This is a genomic window from Fructilactobacillus cliffordii (assembly GCF_024029355.1).
Taxonomy (GTDB): domain Bacteria; phylum Bacillota; class Bacilli; order Lactobacillales; family Lactobacillaceae; genus Fructilactobacillus; species Fructilactobacillus cliffordii.
The window spans coordinates 46,743-69,257 of sequence record NZ_CP097117.1; the positions used below are offsets into that span (position 1 = coordinate 46,743).

Consider the following 22,515-nt stretch of genomic DNA (forward strand, 5'->3'; position numbering starts at 1 on the left):
TAATAATTCGATTTAGTGATGGTGAGCAAATGAAGTGGTTAGATGGATTTTTAATTGTGGTGGGCTTGTTGATAATGGGCTGCAGTTATTTTGTAACGGGTCGGTTACAAGTTGGGATTTTTCTATTAGGAGTGGGAATCGGGCTACAAGCACTTGTGATTCCCATCGTTGTTTTGATCTGTCAACGTTACTTTAGCCATCCAGAAAGGGATGAGGAACACCCCCATGAATTTAAGTGAAATCGGTCAATTTATTAAACGACTACTGGTATTTATTCTATTAGTTGGTTTGGTGGTCGTGGTTCCCGTGCCGATGCTGTTCTTGCAACATTCGCATTTTCAAATGGGAATGGTGATTGGCATAGCCGTGATTTACATCGTTGTTTATTTAATTTCCATTTGGTTAGCATTTAAAGCATATCAACGGGTTTGGCACCAACCAAACGGTAAATTGACTAAATCGGATTGGAAGTTGATCATTGTTTCGTTGTTTGAATTTTTTGCAGTAGAAATTGTGATTGGAATTGTGGCGCAACTAATGCATCTTCCCGCTGGAAGTGAAAATAACCAGATTATTTACCAATTGCTCTCCAGTAGTCCGATTGTTTTGGTTTTAATGAGTGTAGGCATGGTCTTTTTAACGCCGATGCTTGAAGAACTAGTCTTTCGGGGATTTTTAATTCGCGGGGTATTAAACTGGGCACCTGGTTGGTTAGCCATGCTGATTAGTGGAATTGTTTTTTCCGCGGGGCATGCAAGTTCGAACTGGCTTAGCTTCTTGGTTTATGCAACGATGGGAGTTATTTTAGCCCGAGTTTATTTAAAGACGAATCGGATTCAGGCTTCGATGACCTTGCATTTTCTCAATAACTTATTCGCAACGATTATGATGGTGATTTCCATTCTGGGAAACGTCCACTAGAGAAAGGATGATCAATATGGATATTACAGAATTTAATTATTATCAAAATTTAAAAAGTCGGTTAACCAAGGTACAAGCGGAACTACAAGAGGAACGACAAGAATATTTAGATCGGATGGGGAATCTAAGCCAGTTGTACAATGACTATGACGTCGAAACGACTGAACAACTTGCCAATGCCTTAAATCATGGTGATGATGACCAGTTTACAACTGAAATTGAAACGGCCTTAACGAGTCACGATCAGGAATTTTTGCTTGCCAACGTCACCACCTTAAATCCGAGTGAAGCGCAAGTACTAGCTTCTATTCAAGGGGAAGCGGATGACGTGGCTACCGAAGCTTCCAAGGTAGAGAAGTTCTACCGGGAATTTGCATTACCAATTATCGAACGATTACAAAATAATCGGATGATTCACGTCGAAGACTTAACGACTTCTGGAAGCAATAGCGATACGGTGGTAGAAATTAATTATTTCTCAACGTTTGATGACTTTAAGGAAGATTTTAATGGTGCGGCTTACGTGGGCGAAGTAATCGAACAACGTTTGCAAGATCAAAAACCGATTAGTTTGATTATTACGGAACAAAATTATCCTAACGAATACGATGTAACGGTGATGCCGGAAAATGAGGAGGGCTAAGCAATGGTCGACAAACGAGATTATAAGTATCCAGATACCCAGGCCTATGATCAGGTGATTAAATTTTTGAACGATAATGGCGTGACCGTCCGCGATATTTCCAAGGTGACCTATAACTTACAAAAACAATTTATTAACATTCCCAGCATGGAATACGTGGATAAGATTGTGATTGATGTTTTGCATAAACGAGAAGTATTAAATAATGCATTGGTGGGGATGGAAATTGATCGATTAGCAACCAATCATCAATTATCCGAACCACTGCAAAGTATCGTAGAACATGATTTAGGGGTCTTTGGAGTTGATGAGACCTTAGCATTAGGAATTGCCAACATCTACGGAACGATTGGAATTACCAATTACTGTGGTTTAGATACTAACAAGCAGGGCATTGTGAAGGCATTAGACCGGGAACAATCCCGAGTAACTACTTTTATTGATGATATTGTCGGAGCCGTGGCGGGAGCTGCTTCGGCTAAGATCGCCCACGAAAATTCATAATCACGAAAAAATAGCAATGTCCCATCCATGAGGGCATTGCTATTTTTGCTTTAATTATTTAATTTCGTTACGGTACAATCCCACAACTTTGCCAAGAATGACACAATTGTTTAAGATGATGGGGGCCATGGTATCATTTTCCGGTTGAAGCCGGAAGTGATCACTTTCCTTGTAGAATCGTTTACAAGTTGCTTCTCCTTCATCATTCATGGCAATTACGATTTCGCCATTTTCGGCATTGGGTTGTCGTTTTACAATTACCTGGTCGCCGTCTAGAATACCAATGTTAATCATACTTTCCCCGCTAATGGTCAGCATGAAAAGGTCGGCTCGCTGGTTTTGCAGTTCCGCTGGAATTGGGAAGTAATCGGTTGCTTCTTGAACTGCTAAGATGGGTTCTCCTGCTGCTACGGTTCCCAAAAGTGGCATTTCGTTTTCAGTGGAGTTGGGTTGAATCCCCAAGGATCGAATCCCGTCCTCCGTAATTTCTAAGGCTCGTGGCTTCGTGGGGTTTTTGGTGATGTAGCCCTTTTTTTCTAACCGAGAAAGGTGACCGTGAACCGTGGAAGTGGAAGACAGACCCACGGATTTCCCGATTTCACGAACAGTCGGTGGATAGCCGTGGTCAATGACGTTGTCATAAATAAATTGTAAAATGGCCTGTTGTTTTGGGTTAGCTTGCGAAGACATGTAAACACCTCAAATTCGTTTAGTAGCAATGCTTTTAGCGTACCATAAAATTAGGAGTTTGCAAACGTTAGTTCGCCCGTTTCCTGTTTTATTATGATTGATTTCATGCTATTATTAAAGAAATTAAAAAAGGGAGTGGCAGAATGGCTGAAGATGAAAAATTAAAGCAGTTAATTCCGCGGATTAATGAATTGGCAAAAAAGGCTAAATCAGACGCGGGTTTAACTGATGCAGAAAAAGCGGAACAAGAAAAGTTACGTAAAGAATACCTCAAACGGTTTAAATCAAACTTTCGGACCCAACTTGAAATGACCCAGTTGTATGATAAAGATGGAAATGAAGTAACTCCCGAACCGGTCAAAGAGGCTCAACGCAAGAAGAATTTGCGTGACGATTAATTATTAACTGTTCAGAAAGAAGGAATTTAACTTGGCAACTTGGATTTGGATTTTACTAGTAATTTTAGCGCTAGTGGCAGGAGCAGCTGGTGGATTTTTCATGGCCCGCAAGTATATGGAAAAATACTTAAAGGACAACCCACCGATTAACGAAGATCAGCTGCGAGCAATGATGTTACAAATGGGACAAAAACCATCAAAGAAAAAGCTGAATCAAATGATGATTGCAATGAAACGCAATGCTAAATAAGCTAAAGAAAAAACCACTATTTAGTGGTTTTTTCTTTAGGATCATGATAAACGTAATCCGGATTAATTTCGTTATCGAGCTTGGTAAAAGCGGCTGCCATTTGGGTTTCGATGGCGGCTTGTTCCTCGTCATTCAAGCGGTTGGATTTTTCGATATAAATGGGATCACCAAAGTTAATGTGAGCCCGCTTGCGTAAAAAGACCTGTTTTAAGGTTAAGGGACCTTGATAAACCACGGGGACCATGGGAACCTGGGCGGTTTTAGCGATTAAAGCCGCGCCTCCCTTTAATTTGGTTGAATGCCGCGTCCCAGAAGGAAAAATCAAAACGGAGAGATCAGTCTTACGTAAGACCTTAACGGGGCGCTTAACGACCGAAATTCCGGGATTATGGCGATCAACCGGTTCCACGTTACACTTGCGTAATCCCCAGGCTAAGATGGGATTTTTAAATAATTCCTTTTTAGCAAGAAAGAAGAAGTGTTTGGGTAAGAGAACGACGCCAAAGAAGAGCATGTCAAACCAGGTTCGGTGCGGGGCAATTAAGACATAGTTACCAGCCGGAACTCTCTGCCGATTCTGTACGTCCGGTTTGCCGTTGAAGATGATGATGATCCATTTGATTACTGAAAAAGCAAACGAATAAAACAATCGTCTCATCCTTTCTGTTGAGATGTAAAATTAACCTTTAATAGTATACCATGTTTGCTGAGAAAAAATGATGAGGAGAAAACGGATGGAGCAAGTGCAACTACGACCAGACGAACGAATCGACCAATTATACCGAAATCACATCCAAATCATTCAAAGTGATGCGGTGTTTTCCTTTTCGTTAGATGCGGTCATGCTGGCTCATTTTGCAAACGTAAAGCGCAGTGCCAAAGCCCAAATTGTTGACTTGTGTGCTGGAAATGGAGCGGTGGGTTTGTTTTTAAGTCAAAAAACGCACGGTCAGATTACAGAGGTCGAGATTCAATCCCGGTTGTGTGACATGGCGGAGCGCAGTGTCCAGTTAAACCAGTTAGAGCAACAGGTGCGGGTGGTTCATGCCGACCTTAACGATAGCTTACATTACTTTGCCAAGGAATCGGTTGATGCGGTCACGGTTAATCCACCGTATTTTCCCGTGAAAGTAACCAGTAAAAAAAATCCGAATCCGTATCTAGCAATTGCGCGCCACGAGTTAAAGACCAATCTAACTCAGGTGGTTACAACGGCTAGTGATCTTTTGAAAACCGGCGGGAAACTGTTTATGGTTCACCGACCGGACCGGTTGCCAGAGATTCTAGCCGAATTACAAGCTCATCGGTTGGCTCCCAAAGAGATTCAGTTTGTTTATCCTCGGGCAAATCAGGATGCGAACATGGTTTTAATTGCAGCGCGTAAGGATGGGCAAGCCAGCGGTCTCAAGGTCAGGCCTGCCATCGTTGTTTATGCAGGAGAAACGTATACCCCCTTTGTGCAGGAACTTTTATATGGAAGCAAATAAATTATTTTATTTTTACGTTCTGTTATGTGATGATGGGTCTTTTTACGGTGGCTTTACCACTGACGTATCCAAACGATTTCAGACACATCGAAGCGGCAAGGGAGCTAAATATACCAAAGTGCATCAACCAGTGTGCGTTCTTTATTCAGAAGCCTTTACGAATAAACGGGCAGCATTACAAGCTGAATATCGCTTTAAGCATCAATCTCGTCAGCAAAAAGAACGGTTTTTACAAGCACAGGGACTGACGCCACGGCAATGGAGGTTGTCGAGCAATTAGGTTGTTTTTTGTGGCGCTTTTTTGTATAATGAATCTTGGTATTAAATTACTAATACGCACCCAAGACGTTTTTCCTGGTAGTGCTCGGTTGAGTTCTGGGAATAATTTTGGGGAGGAAAAAACTATTTTTTATGGAGGCTGATTATGGCTGTAGTAACAATGAAACAATTATTAGAAGCTGGGGTTCACTTCGGACACCAGACCCGTCGTTGGAATCCAAAGATGGCTAAGTACATCTTTACGGAACGGAACGGAATTTACATCATCGACTTACAAAAGACGGTGAAACTTCTGGGAGTTGCTTACAACTTCATGAAGGATTCTGCTGCTGATGACGCTGTAGTTCTGTTTGTAGGAACTAAGAAACAAGCACAAGATTCAGTTGAAGAAGAAGCTAAACGTTCTGGTGCTTTTTACGTTAACCACCGTTGGTTGGGGGGAACCTTAACTAACTGGAACACCATCCAAAAACGGATTAAGTACTTGAAAGACCTGAAGAAAATGGCTACTGACGGTACTTTTGAACGGTTGCCAAAGAAAGAAGCTTCATTATTAGTTAAGCAAACTGAAAAGTTGGAACGTTTCTTAGGCGGAATCGAAGACATGCCTAAGGTTCCGGATGTAATGTTCATCGTGGATCCTCACAAAGAGCAAATTGCTTTGAAAGAAGCACAAAAATTAAACATTCCAGTAATTGCAATGGTTGATAATGATCCAGACGGAATTGATTACGTAATTCCTTCTAACGATGATGCCATTCGGGCCATTCGTTTGATTACTTCGACGATGGCTGACGCTATCATTGAAGGTCGTCAAGGTGAAGATGAAGTTAGTGAAGCATCCTTCGAACAAAGTGATGAAGAACCAGCTTCTGAAAACGAAGAATAATTAATTATCTGGCTGACTCTGTTTAGACCATTTCGGCCTAGTCGAGTCAGCTTTTTTAGACAAAAAGGAGTGCTAAGTGATGGCTAATATTACTGCTAAACAAGTAAAAGAATTACGGGACAAAACTAGTGCCGGAATGATGGATGCCAAAAAGGCTTTAGTTGAAGCTGATGGTGACGAACAAAAAGCAATCGAAATCCTACGGGAAAAAGGGGTTGCTAAAGCACGTAAGAAGAGTGGAAACACTGCTGCAAACGGATTAACCCAAGTAGCAATTGATGGTGACAAAGCTGCCATCGTGGAAGTTAACTCTGAAACGGACTTTGTGGCTGCCAACGATGATTTCAAGAACTTAGTGGATGCCATTGCCAGTGTAGTTGCTTTAGAACAACCTGAAGACGTGGCTGCTGCTTTGCAGTTATCCCTTGGCGACGACACGGTCGAAGATGCCATTATTCACACGAGCCAAATTACTGGAGAAAAGATTACGTTACGTCGGTTTGAAACCATGACTAAGAGCGGCGACCAAATCTTTGGTAAGTACCTACACAATGGTGGAGAAATTGGTGTCCTAGTTAAACTGGATGGCGCTAATGAAACGGTTGCTAAAGACGTTGCCATGCACGTGGCTGCTGAAAACCCAGAATTCTTAACGCAATCTGACATTTCTGCAGAACGGTTAGATCACGAAAAGGAAGAATTGAAGAAAGAAGCCTTAAACGAAGGTAAACCAGAAAACATCGTCGAAAAGATGGTTGCTGGTCGTCTGCACAAATTCTTAGCTGGAATTTGTTTAGCTGACCAACCATTCGTTAAGGACCAAGACCAAACGGTTGCCCAATATGTGGAAGGCAATGGTGGTAAGTTAGCTGCCTTTGTTCGTTACCAAGTTGGTGAAGGAATTGAAGAAGCTACTGAAGCTGAAGACGAATAATTAATTTGACTAAAGACTAGCAATTAACGTTGCTAGTCTTTTTTTCTGCCGTTACTGAGTCTGTTGTTAGATTACGATTTATGCTAAAATTAACGTAACAATTAATGCTTTCAGGGGGATATTTAATGGCTGACGTAAAATACAAGCGGGTTGTTTTAAAACTTAGTGGGGAAGCCCTGGCTGGTGCCAAGGGTTTTGGAATCAATCCGCCCGTAATTAAAAAAATTGCCGATGAAATTCGTGACGTTTACAATCAAGGGATTCAAATTGCGATTGTCGTTGGTGGTGGAAACATGTGGCGTGGAGAAGCCGGTGCCGAAATGGGAATGGAACGTGCTCAAGCCGATTACATCGGAATGTTATCCACGATTATGAATGGATTAGCATTGCAAGATAACCTAGAATCAGCGGGAGTTCCCACCCGATTACAAACTTCGATTGAAATGCGCCAAATTGCAGAGCCATACATTCGACGTAAAGCCGTGCGGCACCTGGAAAAAGGACGAATCGTTATCTTTTCTGGAGGGACCGGTAATCCATACTTCTCAACGGATACGACGGCTGTTCTTCGAGCTGCTGAAATTGATGCTGATGCCATTTTGATGGCTAAAAATGGAGTGGACGGAATTTACTCGGCGGATCCAAACACTGATCCAGATGCCAAGAAGTTCACCAAGCTAACTCAAATGGATATCCTGAACAAAGGCTTACACGTAATGGATTCAACTGCTAGTTCTTTATCAATGGATAATAACATCCCACTGGTGGTCTTTAACCTGAATGAACCAGGGAACATTAAAAAAGTCATTGAAGGCCAAAATATTGGAACGATTGTGGAGGGGAAATAATGCCAATGAATACCAAAGAATTGACTCAAGAAACAAAACGCAAAATGGATCGCGCTCAGTCGGTCTTGGAAAATGACCTAGGGCAAATGCGGGCTGGCCGTGCTAACGCTAGCATCTTAAAACCAGTGGTGGTTGATTACTATGGTGCGCAAACTCCATTGGCTCAAGTGGCTTCGATTTCAATTCCAGAACCACGGATGCTGATGATTTCTCCGTATGATAAAACCGCGTTAGAAAACATTGAAAAGGGAATTTTAGAAGCTGATTTGGGATTAAATCCGATGAATGATGGAGACAACATTCGGATTCAAATTCCACAATTAACGAACGAACGGCGCCAAGAAATTGCGAAAAAAGCCAAGGCGACTGGAGAACAAAGCAAGGTTGCAATTCGAAACGTTCGTCGCGAAGCAATGGATGCCATCAAACAAGCTAACAAAGATGATGAAGTTAATGATGACGAAGCGCACCAGTTAGAAGATCAAATTCAAAAACTGACGGATAGTGCCATTAAAGGAATTGATCAAATCGTGAAGGATAAGCAAGCATCCATCATGAACGATTAAGCTAGAGGAGCACGTAATCATGGAAGATGAAGCAGTAACACCAGGAACCCCTGAATTTGATAAGATGATGTTTAAGTTAAAGCAACCAATTAATGCGGTTAATCAGACTCAGTTTCAGTTTAACGATCAGCAACTAACGGAAATTCAACCGGGCATTTATGTCCTGCCAGTTTATGTGCAGGATGACTTTAACTTGTTCTTGGTGGGAGGTCGACTCGTGCAGTCTGATTGGGTCCTTGCTTTTTCCCATGGTACGATTGAAGCGGGAAATCAGGTTACGGATTTAAGCGAACCGATTCCCACCGGTGATGGTTTGAACCAATTAGGAGTACAAAGCCCAACCAGTGCGAATGATTTGTTAGAGTATTTTGACCAGCTTGTTCAGGCAGGTGTGGGCGAATGGAATTTGATTAAGTAAAGGGTGAGGTTGCTCATCCTTTCTTTACTTTTTGGAGCGAGGTAGTTTGATGGAAATTACGGAATTAGAGCGAAAACGGGTCCCGAAACACGTTGCTATTATTATGGATGGTAACGGTCGGTGGGCCCAGCGACGGCATCTTCCCCGAATTGCTGGGCATAAGCGGGGCATGGATGTGGTTGAAGACATCACGATTGCCGCTAGTGACCTTGGGGTGCAGGTGTTAACGCTCTATGCCTTTTCAACGGAAAATTGGAAACGGCCCGAAACCGAGGTTAATTACTTGATGAGCTTGCCCACCCGTTTTTTTAATAAATTTGTCCCTAAACTAATTGCTAATAACGTCCGGGTCAAAACCATTGGTGACAACGAGCAATTGCCGGCAGAAACGCAAAAAGCGGTCCGAAAAGCGCAGTTAGATACTCAGGCCTGTGATGGGATGATTTTAAATTTTGCGTTGAACTATGGTTCGCGGACTGAGATTACGGAAGCCGTGCAGGAAATCGCGACAGAAGTGCATGATGGTCAAATTGCTCCCGAAGAAATTACTGAGCAAACGGTTCAAAATCACTTGAAAACCAACTTTTTAGGCGAGCTGGCTGATCCAGATTTATTGATTCGGACCAGTGGCGAAGAACGCATCTCTAACTTTTTACTGTGGCAATTAGCTTATAGTGAACTCGCTTTTACGTCCAAACTCTGGCCCGATTTTACGCCCGCTGATTTTGAAGCGGAGTTGCTGGATTTTCAACAACGAAACCGCCGCTTTGGCGGTCTGAAAAATAAGTAGGAGAATTAATTACCATGAAGCAGAGAATTATTACCGCAGTGGTGGCCCTGGCCATTTTTATTCCCATCATTTTAATGGGTGGTTGGCTAGTCGAACTAGCAGCCGTGGCATTAGCACTGGTTGCCATGGCAGAAGTGTTTATCATGAAAAAGCAAATCATTATTTCCGTGGAAGCCTTGATTGCTTTTGTAGGGGTGGCAGCCTTGGTCTTGCCTAGTTTAATTACGGGCTGGCTTCCTGCTAACGTTAGTCCCAATTTTGCTTTTTACATTTTAGTTTTATTGCTACTTTTGTGTACTGTGTTTTTCAACAAGAGTTTTAATTTTGATGATGCGGGTGTGTATACACTAGCGATGCTCTACATCGGGTTTGGCTTTCACTACTTTGTGATGGCACGTCACGATGGGTTAGTCGTTCTGTTTTATGCCCTGCTAATCGTTTGGTGTACTGATACGGGTGCTTATTTCATCGGTAAGTACATGGGAAAGCACAAGTTGGCACCGCACGTTTCTCCTAACAAAACCTGGGAAGGTTCTGTCGGGGGCGTGCTTGTGGCAACGATAGTTTGTACCGTTTACGTGATGTTCTTCCCGGTTAGTCATGCGAGTTTAATGACCATGATTTTATTGACTGTTATTTTATCCATCGCGGGTCAATTAGGAGACTTAGTTGAATCTGCTTTGAAGCGGTACTATGGAGTGAAAGACTCTGGAAAGATTCTTCCCGGTCACGGTGGGATTTTAGATCGTTTTGATAGTTTGTTGTTTGTGCTGCCGTTGCTCCATCTGTTAGGAATTGTGTAAATGAAAGGCAGGTGGTCTTTTGATAACCACAATTATTAGTTTTATCATTGTTTTTGGAATTCTCGTGTTTGTCCACGAATTTGGGCACTTTATCGTGGCAAAACGCGCAGGGATTATGGTACGAGAATTTTCGATTGGAATGGGACCTAAGCTCTTTTTTTATCGGAAAAATCATACGACCTACACGATTCGGTTACTCCCGCTTGGTGGGTACGTTCGCCTAGCCGGAAGTGCTGATGATGAAGATGATCAAATTAAGCCGGGGGTAACCGTTAAATTACAGTTAAACCAGCAACCGCAAGTAATAAAAATTGATTTGAGTCAGAAAAGTAATGTGTTTCAGGGTATTCCCGTTCAAGTTACTAAAGCTGATCTAGTGCATGACTTGTTCATTGAAGGATACGAAAATGGCGATGAAAGTGAACTCAAACGCTTTCCTGTTAATCACGATGCTATTTTAGTTAATCCAGAGGGAATCGAGTTGCAAATTGCACCGGCTGACGTTCAATTTCAAAATGCACCGGTAGGGAAAAAATTGCTGGTAAACGCCGCTGGAATTTTTAATAACGTGTTGCTAGCGATTGTAGCGTTTACGTTGTTAGCCTTCCTACAGGGTGGGGTAGCCAGTAATTCCAACCAAATCCAAATTTCTAAAAATCAACCGAGTGTTGCTAAACAAGCTGGAATTAAAAGTGGAGATCGGATTGTCGCCGTTGATGGACAGCAGACCAAAGATTTCAATTCCGTGGCGACCCAGATTAGTAAACGACCGAAGCAACGGGTGACGCTGACGGTGGTTGAGCAAGGAAAGCGCCGCAACATTACCCTTACCACTGAAGCCCAAACCGTTCAAAAGAAACGAGTAGGAATGATTGGGGTAACAAAGTCTGTGAACCCGAGTTTAACGGCAAAATTGACCGCTGGTTTTACCCAAACCTGGTCTAGTACCAAAATGTTAGGCTCAGCTTTATGGCGGATGGTTTCGGGACACTTCTCGTTAAATGATCTAGGGGGACCCGTAGCAATCTACGCAAGTACCTCGCAAGCAACTGCTTATGGATTAGTGGGAGTGGTCTCATTACTAGCTTGGTTATCGATTAACTTGGCTGTGATTAACTTAATCCCCATCCCGGCCCTCGATGGTGGTAAAATCTTGTTAAATCTAATTGAATTAGTTCGGAGAAAAACGCTATCTGAAAAAGTTGAAACGGGGATTACCTTGGTTGGTTTTGCCTTCTTAGCCGTTTTGATGATTTTGGTAACTTGGAATGATATAATGCGGTACTTTATTCGTTAATAGTAGGAGTGATAAACAAAGATGAAACAATCAAGAATGTTAATTCCGACCCAGAAACAGGATCCTACGGGGGCCGAGGCCCTGAGTCACAGGATGTTACTGCGGGCTGGTTATATTCAACAAGTATCAGCCGGAACGTATGCGTACTTACCGTTGGCTTATCGGGTGCTTGAAAAAATTGAACGGATTATTAAACGAGCAATGGATGACTCTGGAGCCTGTGAAATGCTGGTTCCAGAAATCATTCCTGCTCAATTCTGGCAGGATTCCGGCCGTTACGATACCTATGGTGATGAATTGTTTAAGCTCAAAAACCGCCACGACACGGAATTTATTTTAGGACCAACACACGAAGAAACCTTTACGGAATTGATTAAGAGCTCAGTCAAGTCCTACAAAAAGTTACCGTTAAACTTGTATCAAATTCAAAGCAAGTTTCGTGATGAAGACCGACCCCGGTATGGATTACTCCGGAGTCGGGAATTCTTGATGCTCGATTCTTATTCTTTCTCCGCTAACGAAGCGGATTTAGATCAAATTTATAAAGAAATGCGCGGGGCGTTTGAAGCCATCTTTAACCAAATCGGACTGTCCTACCGAGGCATCATTGGGGATAGTGGCAGCATGGGTGGCTCTGATTCAATGGAATTTTCTGCTCCGGCAGCCGTGGGGGAAGATACGATTGTTTATTCCAATGATAGTGAATACGCTGCTAACTTGGAAATGGCCACGAACATGTTTGTCCCCCAGAAATCACATGCAGAAGCCCAGCCATTGGAACTGGTTGATACTTCAGATGTCAAAACGATTGACCAGGTAACTGAATTCTTTGACGTTCACCCTGATCAAGTGGTCAAGAGTTTGCTGTACCTCGCTGATGAACAACCAGTGATTGTGTTAACGCGTGGCGATCAGGTTGCCAACGAAGCTAAGTTAAAACACGTTTTAGGCGCTGATACGTTAGAATTAGCCACACCCGCTCAGGCGGCAGAATTATTAGACGTCCAACCGGGTGCGGTGGGTCCTTTTGATTTGTCGGCTGAAACGAGGGTCATCGCGGATGAATACGTCCAACCCATGGTGAATGCCATTGTGGGTGCTAACCAAACTGGCAAGCATTATCAAGGCTTTAACCCGACAAGAGATTTACCTGATTTAGAGTATGCGGATGTCCGTACGGTTAAAGAGGGAGACATTTCGCCCGATGGGAGTGGTGAACTCCAGTTTACCAAGGGAATTGAAATTGGCCATATCTTTAAACTGGGGACCCGGTATTCAAAGGTGCTGGGGGCTGATATTCTTGATGAAAACGGCCGGCAACAACCAATTATCATGGGTTGTTACGGGATTGGAGTTAGCCGTTTACTATCTGCCGTAGCTGAACAGCAGGCTGACGAAAACGGGCTGGTCTGGCCAACGGCAATTGCTCCGTTTGATGTGCATGTGATTCCCACGAACGTTAAAAAGGAAGAACAGGCAGAATTAGCCACGCAAATCACGACTAGCTTAGAAGAAGCTGGCTTCGAAGTGCTAGTTGATGATCGCAAAGAACGGGCCGGGGTTAAATTTGCTGATTCCGACTTAATCGGAGTTCCGATTCGGGTCACTATCGGAAAAAAAGCCGATGAGGGAATCGTGGAAGTTAAAATCAGAAAAACCGGCGAAACGGTTGAAACTAAGGTTGATGATTTACAAAACACGATTAAAATTTTAGCAAAAGAGATTTAGGCAAAAGACCAGCGGCAGACTGGTCTTTTTTGCACCACAGGAGGTTATTAGTGGCACTAACTAAAGAAGAACGTTTGCAAAAACTATTGGATCAAATTGGTTGGTCCACGGACCAACGAGATGAATTTACAAATGGCCAGATTGCCCAAGTTACAGTCCATCAGCAGTCGAATCGCTGGGAGTTCACGTTGCAGTTAGAGCACGTCCTGCCGTTTGTCACGTTTCAAAAGCTGTTTGGTGATTTGCAACAGTCGTTTCAAGACATTGCCACGATCGAACTGAAGATTCATACGAATCAGCAGGATGTTCCCAGTCGAGAACTAGGTGACTACTGGAATTGGGTGGTTCAGCATGCCGGGTTACATTCCAATCTGACCCAGGAGTTATTAAATAATCATGTCCCAGAAGTTGACGATGCTGGTCGGATTAATTTTTTAGCCATGAACGAAGTGGTCAAGGACTTTATGACGAACAACGCGTTGGGACCCATTGAAGAGCTTTATCACCAGCTGGGGTTTCCGTCCTTTACAATTCATACATTTGTTGATGAATCAGCCTCGCAGGAGCAGATTGAGGAAATAAAGGCGAAAAAGAAAGAACGAGACGAACAACTGGCCCAACAAGCCCGCATGGCCATGGAAAAAAGCAGTGCTCGCAAGGCCGGACCGAAAAAGAACGGAACGTTGCAAGTGGGAAGAAAGATTTCAGCTAATTTAGATGTGACCCAAATGGCCGATATTACAGAGGAAGAACGCTCGGTGGTTATTAATGGTTACGTGTTTAACAAGGAACTGCGGAAGTTAAAATCCGGGCGCGAATTACTCATTTTAGAGATTACCGATTATACCTCCTCGTTAACGGTGAAGCTGTTTTCCAATGACGAAGCTGACATGGAGATGTTTGAAAACTTTCAGGCCGGAGGTTGGATCAAAGTTCGTGGTGGGGTACAAGAGGACAGTTATTCGAATGAACTGACGATGATTGCTCGCGACGTGATGCCGATTGACCACCAAGAACGGGCAGATCAAGCTCCAGATGGTGATAAGCGGGTCGAACTGCACCTGCACTCTAACATGAGCCAAATGGACGCCACGAACTCCATTTCGGATTACGTGAAACGGGCTAAACAATGGGGACACACGGCACTAGCCGTCACCGATCACGACAACGTTCAAGCCTTTCCGGAAGCCTATCAGGCGGGGCAGCAAAATGACGTGAAAATGATTTACGGGATGGAAGCCAACGTGGTTGATGACGGAGAACCGATTGGATTCAATGATCAACACGTGAACCTGAAAGAGGCCACGTACGTTGTGTTTGATACGGAAACGACCGGTCTTTCTGCCGTGTATGATCGCGTGATTGAATTGTCAGCAGTTAAGATGCAGGGGAATAACGTCATTGATGAGTTTGAGGAGTTCATTGATCCGGGATTTCATTTGTCCGAGCAAACCACTAATTTAACGTCAATTACGGACGAAATGGTGGCCGGTTCTAAGTCAGAACAAGAGGTCTTCAGTCTCTTTCGGGAATTTTGTGGGGATGCCATTATCGTGGGGCACAACGTCACCTTTGACGTGGGCTTTATGAACACGGGTTACAAGCGCCACGGCATGGATTCAATCAAAAACCCGATCATTGATACGTTAACGTTGGCACGGTTTTTATATCCCAATTACAAGAGTTACCGACTGAATGTGTTAGCGAAAAAGTTCAACGTTAATTTGGAGCACCATCACCGAGCCATCTATGATGCCGAAACTACTGGTCATTTAAATTATCTTTTTTTAAAGGATGCGGAAGACCAGTACGGAATTGAGTATCATGATCAATTAAATGAACACATGACTGATAACGATGCCTATAAACACGCTCGACCGTTCCATGTGGTGTTGTTGACGCAAACGCAAGCCGGGTTAAAAAACCTATTTAAACTGGTTTCGTTAGCTCATATTAAATATTATTACCGGGTGCCCCGGATTCCGCGAAGTGAGTTAGAAAAGTATCGGGAAGGTCTGTTAGTGGGTTCTGCTTGTTCGAGTGGAGAAGTATTTACCTCGCTCATGCAAAAAGGTGAAGCTGAAGCCTTAACGAAAGCCCGCTTTTATGACTACCTGGAAGTCCAACCTCAGGCAGCCTATCAACCGTTAATTGACAGTCACTTGATTAGTGACCGCGGCAAATTACAGACCATTATCAAAAATTTGGTAAAGGTCGCTGATCAATCCCAGCTTCCGTTAGTGGCGACGGGCGATGTGCACTACCTAGATCCCCATGATTTTATCTACCGAAAGATTTTAATTAACTCCCAGGGAGGCGCTAATCCGTTAAACCGGCAAACCCTGCCGGATGCGCATTTTCGCACGACTGATGAATTACTGGAAGATTTTGACTTTTTAGGAACTGAAAAGGCCCATGAAATTGTGGTTCAGAATTCGCAAGCCATTGCGAAGCAAATTGAAACGGTGCAACCATTGAAAGATAAGTTGTATACACCAAAAATGGATGGGGCCGAGGATGAAATTAAGCAGCGAACCATGGATAAGGCGCATCAATTGTATGGCACAAATTTACCTGAATTGGTCCAACATCGCCTGGATCGGGAATTAACCAGTATCATTAATAACGGATTCTCGGTTATCTACTTGATTTCGCAACGGCTGGTTGCTAAGAGTAATAAGGATGGTTATTTGGTCGGTTCCCGGGGGTCCGTGGGATCTAGCTTGGTTGCTACTATGACTGGAATCACGGAAGTTAATCCACTGCCACCACACTATCGTTGTCCCGAATGCCAATATTCAGAGTTTTTTACTAAGGGTGAATACAGTTCTGGTTTTGATTTACCCGAGAAAAAGTGTCCGGAATGTGGCGCCGTGATGATTGGCGACGGTCATAATATTCCGTTTGAAACTTTCCTGGGCTTTAAAGGGAATAAAGTGCCGGATATTGATTTGAACTTTTCTGGTGATTATCAATCGATTGCACATAACTATACGAAGGTTTTGTTTGGAGAAAAGAACGTGTTTCGGGCGGGAACGATTGGAACCGTGGCCGATAAAACGGCTTATGGTTACGTGAAAGCCTATGAACGCGATACCGAACAACAATTGCGGGGCGCAGAAATTGACCGTCTAGCTCAGGGAGCCACGGGAGTAAAACGAACGACCGGTCAACATCCAGCCGGCATCATTGTTGTTCCTGATTACATGGATATCTATGACTTCACGCCGATTCAATTTCCAGCTGAAGATCAAAATGCGGCCTGGAAAACGACCCACTTTGATTTCCACTCCATTCACGATAACATCCTAAAGCTTGATATTCTGGGACACGATGATCCGACCATGATCCGGATGCTCCAAGATCTTTCGGGAATTGACCCGTACTCGATTCCCATGAATGATCCGGGGGTGATGAAGATTTTCAGCAGCCCCGAAGTCTTGGGAGTTACGCCCGAACAAATTTTTTCGAAAACGGGGACCCTGGGGATTCCCGAATTTGGAACTCACTTTGTCCGGGGAATGTTAGAGGAAACTAATCCGAAGAACTTTTCTGACCTGCTACAAATTTCTGGGTTATCCCATGGAACTGATGTGTGGTTAGGGAATGCCGAAGAGTTGATTAAAGAAGGCACGGCTACCATTTCAAACGTGATCGGGTGTCGGGATAACATCATGACCGACTTGATTAATTACGGAGTTGATTCAGAAACTTCCTTCCAAATCATGGAAAAAGTGCGGAAGGGAAAGGGAATTAAACCGGAATGGCAGGCCAAGATGAAGGAAGCAGACGTTCCAGACTGGTACATTGATTCTTGCTTAAAGATTAAATACATGTTCCCCCGGGCTCACGCTACAGCTTACGTGCTGATGGCGTTACGGGTGGCCTACTTCAAGGTGTACTTCCCGTTGGTTTACTACGCAGCCTACTTTTCTGTCCGGGCTGACGACTTTGACGTTGAGGCCATGGCGCACGGAAAAGAAGCGGTGAAAAACGTCATTCAAGCAATTAATAGTAAGGGTAACGATGCTTCCGCTAAGGAAAAGAACCTGCAAACGGTGATGCTAATTGCGAATGAAATGCTTGAACGGGGCTTTTCGTTTGAAATGATTGACCTCGAACGTTCCGATGCTTCGGAATGGCTCGTGGATGGGAAAAAATTAATTGCACCTTTCAGCGCTGTGCCCGGTCTGGGCTTAAACGTAGCCAAGCAGATTGTGGCTGCTCGCGAAGACAAACCGTTTCTTTCTAAGGAGGATTTGTCTAAACGAGGAGGCGTTTCTAAAACCATCATTGAATTTATGAATCAAAATGGAGTATTGAAAGGCCTGCCAGACGAAAACCAGTTGAGTTTGTTTGATTTGTAAGCTGATTGATAATGTTGTCCGCTTATGTTACACTAGTAATAGTAATTGAAAACTCTTTTCGGAGTGAGCAGCGATGCTCGCTCTTTTTATTAGAAACATTTGGGAGGTAAATAGTTGAGCGAAACGAGCGAAATTATTGCAAAGGTCACAGAGACCGTGGAACCAATTCTAGCAGCAGCAAACTTTTATTTATATGACATCGAATTTGTTAAAGAAGGTGGCAGTTGGTACCTCCGGGTGTACGTTGACAAAGATGGTGGCATTACTTTGGATGATTGCGTGTTGGTTAGTGACCAATTGAGCGAAAAGTTAGATGAACTGGATCCAGATCCATTTGCAGAACCATACTTTTTGGAAGTTTCGTCTCCAGGAGCAGAACGGCCTCTAAAAAAAGAACAGGACTATCAACGCGCTCTCAACGAATACGTTCACTTGTCCCTTTACCAAAAATTAAATGGGAAAAAGATCTACGAAGGAACGCTAATTAAACTAGATGACCAAGCTCTAACCATTCGGGTAACGGAAAAAAACCGGGAACGAGACGTGGTCGTGCCCCGGGAGTTAATTTCTAAAGCTCGCTTGGCAATTAAATTTTAACGAGGAGGAAGCAAGCACAATGAGTAAAGAGTTAGTAACGGCGCTCGATGAATTAGAGCGCGAAAAAGGCGTTAAAAAGGAAGTTGTTATTGAAGCGTTAGAAGCTGCTTTGATTTCAGCTTACAAACGCAACTATGACCAAGCCCAAAACGTGGACGTTGAATTTAACGAACGACAGGGTAATATTAACGTTTATGCCGTTAAAAAAGTGGTTGAAGAAGTCGTTGATCCGCGCTTAGAGGTGAGCCTCGACGAAGCATTGCAAATCAACCGGGGCTACGAGCTGGGCGATGAAATTAAATTTAAGGTGACCCCCAAAGATTTCGGTCGGATTGCGGCTCAAACCGCTAAACAAGTCATCATGCAACGTGTTCGGGAAGCCGAACGGCAAAACGTGTACGACAAGTACAGTAAGTATCAGGATGAACTGGTCACGGCCGAAGTGGAACGCCAGGATAACCGGTTTGTATACCTGAATTTGGATGGCGTGGAAGCAGCCATGGCGCACAACGACCAGATGCCGAACGAAACTTATCGTCCGCAAGATAAGTTGAAAGTGTACGTAACGAACGTTGATGATGCTGCCAAGGGTCCCCAAGTCTTTGTGAGTCGGACAGCGCCGGGATTGTTGAAACGTTTGTTTGAACAAGAGGTACCCGAAGTTTACGATGGTGTAGTCGAAATTATTTCGATTGCCAGAGAAGCGGGTGACCGTTCTAAAGTGGCAGTGAAATCAAATGAAGCCAACGTCGACCCGGTTGGGACTACGGTCGGGCCTCGCGGCCAACGGGTGCAAGACATTGTAAACGAATTGGGTGGCGAAAACATGGATATCGTCCAGTGGGATGAAGATCCAGCCCAATACATTGCCAACGCCCTCAATCCGGCTGAAGTAATTGACGTGATCTTTAAAGATGGCGAAGAAAAGGCTTGTACCGTAGTGGTTCCAGATGACCAGTTGTCGTTAGCCATCGGAAAGCGTGGGCAAAATGCCCGATTAGCTGCTCGTTTAACTGGATATCGAATTGACATCAAGTCTGAGTCAGAAATGACCGCCCCGGATGACGACGATGCTGAAGTAGAAGTTAGTGAGGCCGATGCTGGTGATGAAGCAGCAGACTAATGGCTAATTAGTGAGATAAAGGAGCTGAACCAGGTTGAAGAAGAAAAGAAAAATTCCGATGCGGAAGGATGTTATTTCTGGAGAAATGTTCCCCAAAAAGGAACTTGTGCGCATTGTTCGGGATAAAGAAATGAACGTCGAGTTAGATCCAACCGGGAAAAAATCTGGGCGGGGCGCCTACGTTCAAGTTGACGTTTCGGCTGTTAAAAAGGCTCGGGACGAAAAAATTCTTGATCAAGTTTTTTCCGTTACTCTATCTCCTGATTTTTATGCAACTTTGATTGATTACGTTGATCACATCCAAGCACGACGGGAACTGATAAAAAATGACCAATTATAAGCAGACGCTTAATTTGTTGGGAATTGCTCGGAGAGCTGGTAAAATAGTCACGGGAGAGTCATTGGTTCTAAACGGGATCCGTCACCAGCAGGTGCAGTTCTTGTTTTTAGCTAGTGATGCCGGTGCGGCAACCGCAAAACGATTTTTAGACAAAAGTCGATTTTATGCCGTTCCAGTTAACAACGACCTAAACAAATCAGAATTAAGTGCGGCCATCGGGCAGCCACGAACAGTCATTGGAATTATAGACCAGGGTTTTGCGAGGAAATTAAATGAAATAAACAAGTAAGGAGCGTGGTTTCATGGCGAAAAAAAGAATCTATGAACTAGCAAAAGAACTAAACGTTCCCAGTAAGAAAGTACTGGGTGTAGCGCAGGCCAATGGGATTAAGGTAAAAAACCACATGTCATCATTAGATGCATCCCAAGAGAAAACAGTGCGAGGAGCAATGACTAACAAAAGCCAACCAAGTACCAAGAACCAGTCCCAGGCAACGGGAACCAAGCCCCGGACAAACAATAATGGGAAAGCCAACCAGCAACACAATGGATCACAGGTCCAGCAGGGGAACCAACGTCGTTCAAATGCTAACCATTCTAAGCCAACCACCAAGAACAACCAACACCAATCAGATCAAAAGCAACCGGCTCGTGCTAAAACGACGACGAATGCTAAATCAACTACCACCGCTAAGCCAAAGACTGGTGGCGGAAAGTTTGGTGGGAGCTTAAACCGCAACAACAATAACAACAAAAATAAAAAGAAACGTCGGAATAACCGTAACAACCGCTTTGCCAACATGTATTCCAAGAACCAACGGATTCGGCAAAACCACAAAAAGAAGGCTCCAACGGTTAGAAAGAACCGGCCGTTGCCAGAAGTATTGGTTTATGAAGACGGGATGAATGCTCAAGACTTGGGTAAAATCCTGCACAGAGAACCAGCTGAAATTATCAAGAAGCTCTTTATGTTAGGGATGATGGTGAACCAGAACCAATCCTTGGATAAGGATGCGATTGAATTGCTGGCTGCCGATTACGGTGTCAAGGCGCAAGAAAAAGAACACGTGAACGTTTCTGATATCGATAAATTCTTTGAAGAAGAGGAAAATAACACTAGTTATCAAGCTCCTCGTCCTCCAGTCGTAACCATCATGGGACACGTTGACCACGGGAAAACCACGTTGTTGGATTACCTGCGTCACTCTCACATTACATCAGGCGAAGCCGGGGGAATCACCCAAGCGATTGGGGCTTATCAATTAAAGCAAGATGATCATTTGATTACGTTCTTAGATACTCCTGGACACGCGGCCTTTACTGAAATGCGGGCACGGGGAGCTAACATCACTGACATTACGGTGCTAGTGGTCGCAGCTGACGATGGAGTGATGCCGCAGACGGTTGAAGCCATTGACCATGCTAAGGAAGCCAACACGCCAATTATCGTGGCCGTGAACAAGATTGATCGGCCCAACGCTAATCCGCAACACGTGAAAGAGCAGTTGATGAATTATGGTTTGGTTCCAGAAGATTACGGTGGAGATACGATTTTCGTTGATATTTCCGCTAAAAACGGAACGAATGTGGACGAACTGTTGAACATGATCATATTACAAGCAGACGTGATGGAATTAAAGGCCAATCCGAAACAAAATGGAGCCGGGTCAGTGGTAGAAGCACGACTAGACCGAGGAAAGGGTCCCGTAGCTACATTATTAGTGCAACAGGGAACCTTACGTCGCGGTGATCCCATCGTGGTTGGTGATACATTTGGTCGAGTGCGGACGATGACGAACGAAGCCGGACAAGACCTAGAATCGGCTACTCCATCAACTCCCGTTGAAATTACGGGATTAAATGCCGTTCCAGAAGCCGGTGACCGGTTTGTGGTCTTCGATGACGAAAAAACTGCGCGAGTTGCCGGAGAAGAACGGGCCAAAGAAGCACAAATTGAAGAACGAAAGCAAAACAACCGGGTTACGTTGGATAACTTGTTTGATTCCATGAAACAAGAGGATATGAAGCAGGTTAACGTGATCATCAAAGCTGACGTGCAAGGTTCGGTTGAAGCCTTGGCAGATAGCCTGAAAAAGATTGACGTTGAAGGTGTGAACGTGAACGTCATCCATGCTTCGGTGGGGGCCGTGAACGAAAGTGATATTGCCTTAGCGAAGGCAAGTAACGCAATTATCATTGGGTTTAACGTGCGGCCTACTCCGCAAGCTAAAGTGCAAGCGGAAACGGACAAGATTGATGTGCGGCTTTACCAAGTTATTTACAACGCGATTGACGACGTGACGGCGGCCATGAAAGGGAAGCTTGATCCAACTTACGTAGAAGAAGTAACTGGTAGCATTGATGTCCGGCAAATCTACAAGGCTTCCGCGGTGGGAACCATCGCTGGTGGAATGGTTAATGATGGTTACGTCAGAAATGACAGTAAGGTGCGTTTGGTTCGGGACGGGGTAGTTAAATACGACGGCGAACTAGGCAGTTTGAAGCGCTTTAAAGATGATGTGAAGGAAGTTAAGCAAGGTCACGAATGTGGATTGACCATTGAAAACTACAACGACATCAAAGTGGGCGACGTAATCGAAGCCTACCACATGAAAGAAGTTGCTCCGAAGTAAAGGAGGAAAC

25 protein-coding genes are annotated in these 22,515 nt (G+C 44.0%); 23 read left to right on the forward strand and 2 right to left on the reverse strand.

What is annotated here, in order from left to right; all coding sequences use genetic code 11:
* Positions 1–29: 29 nt before the first annotated feature.
* The 4 genes from M3M38_RS00240 to M3M38_RS00255 are packed head-to-tail and all read left to right on the forward strand — an operon-like array spanning position 30 to position 2,068.
* On the forward strand, positions 30–239 hold the full coding sequence (locus M3M38_RS00240) for a hypothetical protein (protein ID WP_252814205.1): 210 nt from the start codon (positions 30–32) through the stop codon (positions 237–239).
* Complete coding sequence (locus M3M38_RS00245) at positions 226–921, forward strand: CPBP family intramembrane glutamic endopeptidase (RefSeq protein WP_252767093.1); 696 nt, start codon at positions 226–228, stop codon at positions 919–921. The genes M3M38_RS00240 and M3M38_RS00245 overlap by 14 nt, the downstream gene beginning before the upstream one ends.
* Before the next feature lie 16 nt (positions 922–937).
* Positions 938–1,564, forward strand: a complete 627-nt coding sequence (locus M3M38_RS00250; RefSeq protein WP_252814207.1) for a hypothetical protein — start codon at positions 938–940, stop codon at positions 1,562–1,564.
* 3 nt (positions 1,565–1,567) lie between these two features.
* Positions 1,568–2,068 carry a phosphatidylglycerophosphatase A family protein gene (locus tag M3M38_RS00255; protein ID WP_252767095.1) on the forward strand — a complete coding sequence of 167 codons (501 nt, stop codon included), beginning with the start codon at positions 1,568–1,570 and terminating at the stop codon, positions 2,066–2,068.
* Between the two features lie 54 nt (positions 2,069–2,122).
* On the opposite strand, the gene lexA is transcribed toward M3M38_RS00255, so the two are convergent.
* The gene (gene lexA, locus M3M38_RS00260; RefSeq protein WP_252767096.1) at positions 2,123–2,758 is read right to left on the reverse strand and encodes a transcriptional repressor LexA; all 636 of its coding nucleotides are present in this window, start codon (positions 2,756–2,758) and stop codon (positions 2,123–2,125) included.
* Between the two features lie 143 nt (positions 2,759–2,901).
* On the opposite strand from lexA, the gene M3M38_RS00265 reads away from it, so the two are divergent.
* Together M3M38_RS00265 and M3M38_RS00270 are read left to right on the forward strand one after the other, a co-directional pair.
* On the forward strand, positions 2,902–3,156 hold the full coding sequence (locus tag M3M38_RS00265; RefSeq protein WP_252767097.1) for a DUF896 domain-containing protein: 255 nt from the start codon (positions 2,902–2,904) through the stop codon (positions 3,154–3,156).
* 31 nt (positions 3,157–3,187) lie between these two features.
* Positions 3,188–3,406, forward strand: a complete 219-nt coding sequence (locus tag M3M38_RS00270; RefSeq protein ID WP_252767098.1) for a YneF family protein — start codon at positions 3,188–3,190, stop codon at positions 3,404–3,406.
* A gap of 16 nt (positions 3,407–3,422) precedes the next feature.
* Here the strand turns inward: M3M38_RS00270 and M3M38_RS00275 are convergent, their stop codons facing one another.
* Entirely contained in the window at positions 3,423–4,064 is a 642-nt protein-coding gene (locus M3M38_RS00275) for a lysophospholipid acyltransferase family protein (protein ID WP_420842643.1), read from the reverse strand.
* Positions 4,065–4,140: 76 nt separating this feature from the next.
* On the opposite strand from M3M38_RS00275, the gene M3M38_RS00280 reads away from it, so the two are divergent.
* The 17 genes from M3M38_RS00280 (at position 4,141) to infB (ending at position 22,505) form a co-directional block, all read left to right on the forward strand.
* Positions 4,141–4,893, forward strand: a complete 753-nt coding sequence (locus M3M38_RS00280; RefSeq protein WP_252814209.1) for a tRNA1(Val) (adenine(37)-N6)-methyltransferase — start codon at positions 4,141–4,143, stop codon at positions 4,891–4,893.
* On the forward strand, positions 4,880–5,173 hold the full coding sequence (locus tag M3M38_RS00285) for a GIY-YIG nuclease family protein (RefSeq protein ID WP_252814210.1): 294 nt from the start codon (positions 4,880–4,882) through the stop codon (positions 5,171–5,173). Before M3M38_RS00280 ends, M3M38_RS00285 begins: the two co-directional genes overlap by 14 nt.
* Positions 5,174–5,317: 144 nt before the next feature.
* Complete coding sequence (rpsB, locus tag M3M38_RS00290) at positions 5,318–6,061, forward strand: 30S ribosomal protein S2 (protein ID WP_252814212.1); 744 nt, start codon at positions 5,318–5,320, stop codon at positions 6,059–6,061.
* Between the two features lie 76 nt (positions 6,062–6,137).
* Positions 6,138–6,995 (forward strand): translation elongation factor Ts, encoded by an 858-nt coding sequence (gene tsf / locus M3M38_RS00295; protein WP_252814214.1) that lies wholly within the window; start codon positions 6,138–6,140, stop codon positions 6,993–6,995.
* A gap of 125 nt (positions 6,996–7,120) precedes the next feature.
* The gene (pyrH, locus tag M3M38_RS00300; RefSeq protein WP_252767104.1) at positions 7,121–7,843 is read left to right on the forward strand and encodes a UMP kinase; all 723 of its coding nucleotides are present in this window, start codon (positions 7,121–7,123) and stop codon (positions 7,841–7,843) included.
* 5 nt (positions 7,844–7,848) lie between these two features.
* Entirely contained in the window at positions 7,849–8,409 is a 561-nt protein-coding gene (frr, locus tag M3M38_RS00305; protein WP_338029984.1) for a ribosome recycling factor, read from the forward strand.
* A 19-nt stretch (positions 8,410–8,428) separates the two neighbouring features.
* The gene (locus tag M3M38_RS00310; protein WP_252767106.1) at positions 8,429–8,827 is read left to right on the forward strand and encodes a hypothetical protein; all 399 of its coding nucleotides are present in this window, start codon (positions 8,429–8,431) and stop codon (positions 8,825–8,827) included.
* Positions 8,828–8,876: 49 nt separating this feature from the next.
* Positions 8,877–9,617 carry an isoprenyl transferase gene (locus M3M38_RS00315; protein ID WP_252814215.1) on the forward strand — a complete coding sequence of 247 codons (741 nt, stop codon included), beginning with the start codon at positions 8,877–8,879 and terminating at the stop codon, positions 9,615–9,617.
* A gap of 14 nt (positions 9,618–9,631) precedes the next feature.
* The gene (locus M3M38_RS00320) at positions 9,632–10,420 is read left to right on the forward strand and encodes a phosphatidate cytidylyltransferase (RefSeq protein WP_252814217.1); all 789 of its coding nucleotides are present in this window, start codon (positions 9,632–9,634) and stop codon (positions 10,418–10,420) included.
* 19 nt (positions 10,421–10,439) lie between these two features.
* Positions 10,440–11,717: an RIP metalloprotease RseP gene (gene rseP, locus M3M38_RS00325; protein ID WP_252814219.1), complete on the forward strand. Its 1,278-nt coding sequence runs from the start codon at positions 10,440–10,442 to the stop codon at positions 11,715–11,717.
* 21 nt (positions 11,718–11,738) lie between these two features.
* Positions 11,739–13,445: a proline--tRNA ligase gene (locus tag M3M38_RS00330; protein WP_252767110.1), complete on the forward strand. Its 1,707-nt coding sequence runs from the start codon at positions 11,739–11,741 to the stop codon at positions 13,443–13,445.
* A 50-nt stretch (positions 13,446–13,495) separates the two neighbouring features.
* Positions 13,496–17,812: a PolC-type DNA polymerase III gene (locus M3M38_RS00335; RefSeq protein ID WP_252814220.1), complete on the forward strand. Its 4,317-nt coding sequence runs from the start codon at positions 13,496–13,498 to the stop codon at positions 17,810–17,812.
* 114 nt (positions 17,813–17,926) lie between these two features.
* Positions 17,927–18,409: a ribosome maturation factor RimP gene (gene rimP / locus M3M38_RS00340; RefSeq protein WP_252814221.1), complete on the forward strand. Its 483-nt coding sequence runs from the start codon at positions 17,927–17,929 to the stop codon at positions 18,407–18,409.
* Positions 18,410–18,428: 19 nt separating this feature from the next.
* Positions 18,429–19,532, forward strand: a complete 1,104-nt coding sequence (gene nusA, locus M3M38_RS00345; protein ID WP_252814222.1) for a transcription termination factor NusA — start codon at positions 18,429–18,431, stop codon at positions 19,530–19,532.
* A gap of 58 nt (positions 19,533–19,590) precedes the next feature.
* Positions 19,591–19,872: an RNase P modulator RnpM gene (rnpM, locus tag M3M38_RS00350; protein ID WP_274705800.1), complete on the forward strand. Its 282-nt coding sequence runs from the start codon at positions 19,591–19,593 to the stop codon at positions 19,870–19,872.
* Entirely contained in the window at positions 19,859–20,161 is a 303-nt protein-coding gene (locus M3M38_RS00355) for a YlxQ-related RNA-binding protein (protein ID WP_252767114.1), read from the forward strand. The genes rnpM and M3M38_RS00355 overlap by 14 nt, the downstream gene beginning before the upstream one ends.
* A gap of 13 nt (positions 20,162–20,174) precedes the next feature.
* The gene (gene infB, locus M3M38_RS00360; RefSeq protein WP_252814226.1) at positions 20,175–22,505 is read left to right on the forward strand and encodes a translation initiation factor IF-2; all 2,331 of its coding nucleotides are present in this window, start codon (positions 20,175–20,177) and stop codon (positions 22,503–22,505) included.
* Positions 22,506–22,515 lie beyond the last annotated feature (10 nt).

What these genes read in the sequence shown, in the direction of transcription:
- M3M38_RS00315 (WP_252814215.1), top strand. Translation starts at nt 8,877, where the DNA reads ATGGAAATTACGGAATTAGAGCGAAAACGGGTCCCGAAACACGTTGCT.
- M3M38_RS00310 (WP_252767106.1), top strand. Translation starts at nt 8,429, where the DNA reads ATGGAAGATGAAGCAGTAACACCAGGAACCCCTGAATTTGATAAGATG.
- pyrH (WP_252767104.1), top strand. Translation starts at nt 7,121, where the DNA reads ATGGCTGACGTAAAATACAAGCGGGTTGTTTTAAAACTTAGTGGGGAA.
- M3M38_RS00355 (WP_252767114.1), top strand. Translation starts at nt 19,859, where the DNA reads ATGACCAATTATAAGCAGACGCTTAATTTGTTGGGAATTGCTCGGAGA.
- M3M38_RS00280 (WP_252814209.1), top strand. Translation starts at nt 4,141, where the DNA reads ATGGAGCAAGTGCAACTACGACCAGACGAACGAATCGACCAATTATAC.
- infB (WP_252814226.1), top strand. Translation starts at nt 20,175, where the DNA reads ATGGCGAAAAAAAGAATCTATGAACTAGCAAAAGAACTAAACGTTCCC.
- frr (WP_338029984.1), top strand. Translation starts at nt 7,849, where the DNA reads ATGAATACCAAAGAATTGACTCAAGAAACAAAACGCAAAATGGATCGC.
- M3M38_RS00265 (WP_252767097.1), top strand. Translation starts at nt 2,902, where the DNA reads ATGGCTGAAGATGAAAAATTAAAGCAGTTAATTCCGCGGATTAATGAA.
- rpsB (WP_252814212.1), top strand. Translation starts at nt 5,318, where the DNA reads ATGGCTGTAGTAACAATGAAACAATTATTAGAAGCTGGGGTTCACTTC.
- M3M38_RS00245 (WP_252767093.1), top strand. Translation starts at nt 226, where the DNA reads ATGAATTTAAGTGAAATCGGTCAATTTATTAAACGACTACTGGTATTT.
- M3M38_RS00275 (WP_420842643.1), bottom strand. Translation starts at nt 4,064, where the DNA reads ATGAGACGATTGTTTTATTCGTTTGCTTTTTCAGTAATCAAATGGATC.
- M3M38_RS00255 (WP_252767095.1), top strand. Translation starts at nt 1,568, where the DNA reads ATGGTCGACAAACGAGATTATAAGTATCCAGATACCCAGGCCTATGAT.
- M3M38_RS00320 (WP_252814217.1), top strand. Translation starts at nt 9,632, where the DNA reads ATGAAGCAGAGAATTATTACCGCAGTGGTGGCCCTGGCCATTTTTATT.
- rnpM (WP_274705800.1), top strand. Translation starts at nt 19,591, where the DNA reads ATGCGGAAGGATGTTATTTCTGGAGAAATGTTCCCCAAAAAGGAACTT.
- lexA (WP_252767096.1), bottom strand. Translation starts at nt 2,758, where the DNA reads ATGTCTTCGCAAGCTAACCCAAAACAACAGGCCATTTTACAATTTATT.
- M3M38_RS00250 (WP_252814207.1), top strand. Translation starts at nt 938, where the DNA reads ATGGATATTACAGAATTTAATTATTATCAAAATTTAAAAAGTCGGTTA.
- nusA (WP_252814222.1), top strand. Translation starts at nt 18,429, where the DNA reads ATGAGTAAAGAGTTAGTAACGGCGCTCGATGAATTAGAGCGCGAAAAA.
- M3M38_RS00330 (WP_252767110.1), top strand. Translation starts at nt 11,739, where the DNA reads ATGAAACAATCAAGAATGTTAATTCCGACCCAGAAACAGGATCCTACG.
- M3M38_RS00285 (WP_252814210.1), top strand. Translation starts at nt 4,880, where the DNA reads ATGGAAGCAAATAAATTATTTTATTTTTACGTTCTGTTATGTGATGAT.
- M3M38_RS00240 (WP_252814205.1), top strand. Translation starts at nt 30, where the DNA reads ATGAAGTGGTTAGATGGATTTTTAATTGTGGTGGGCTTGTTGATAATG.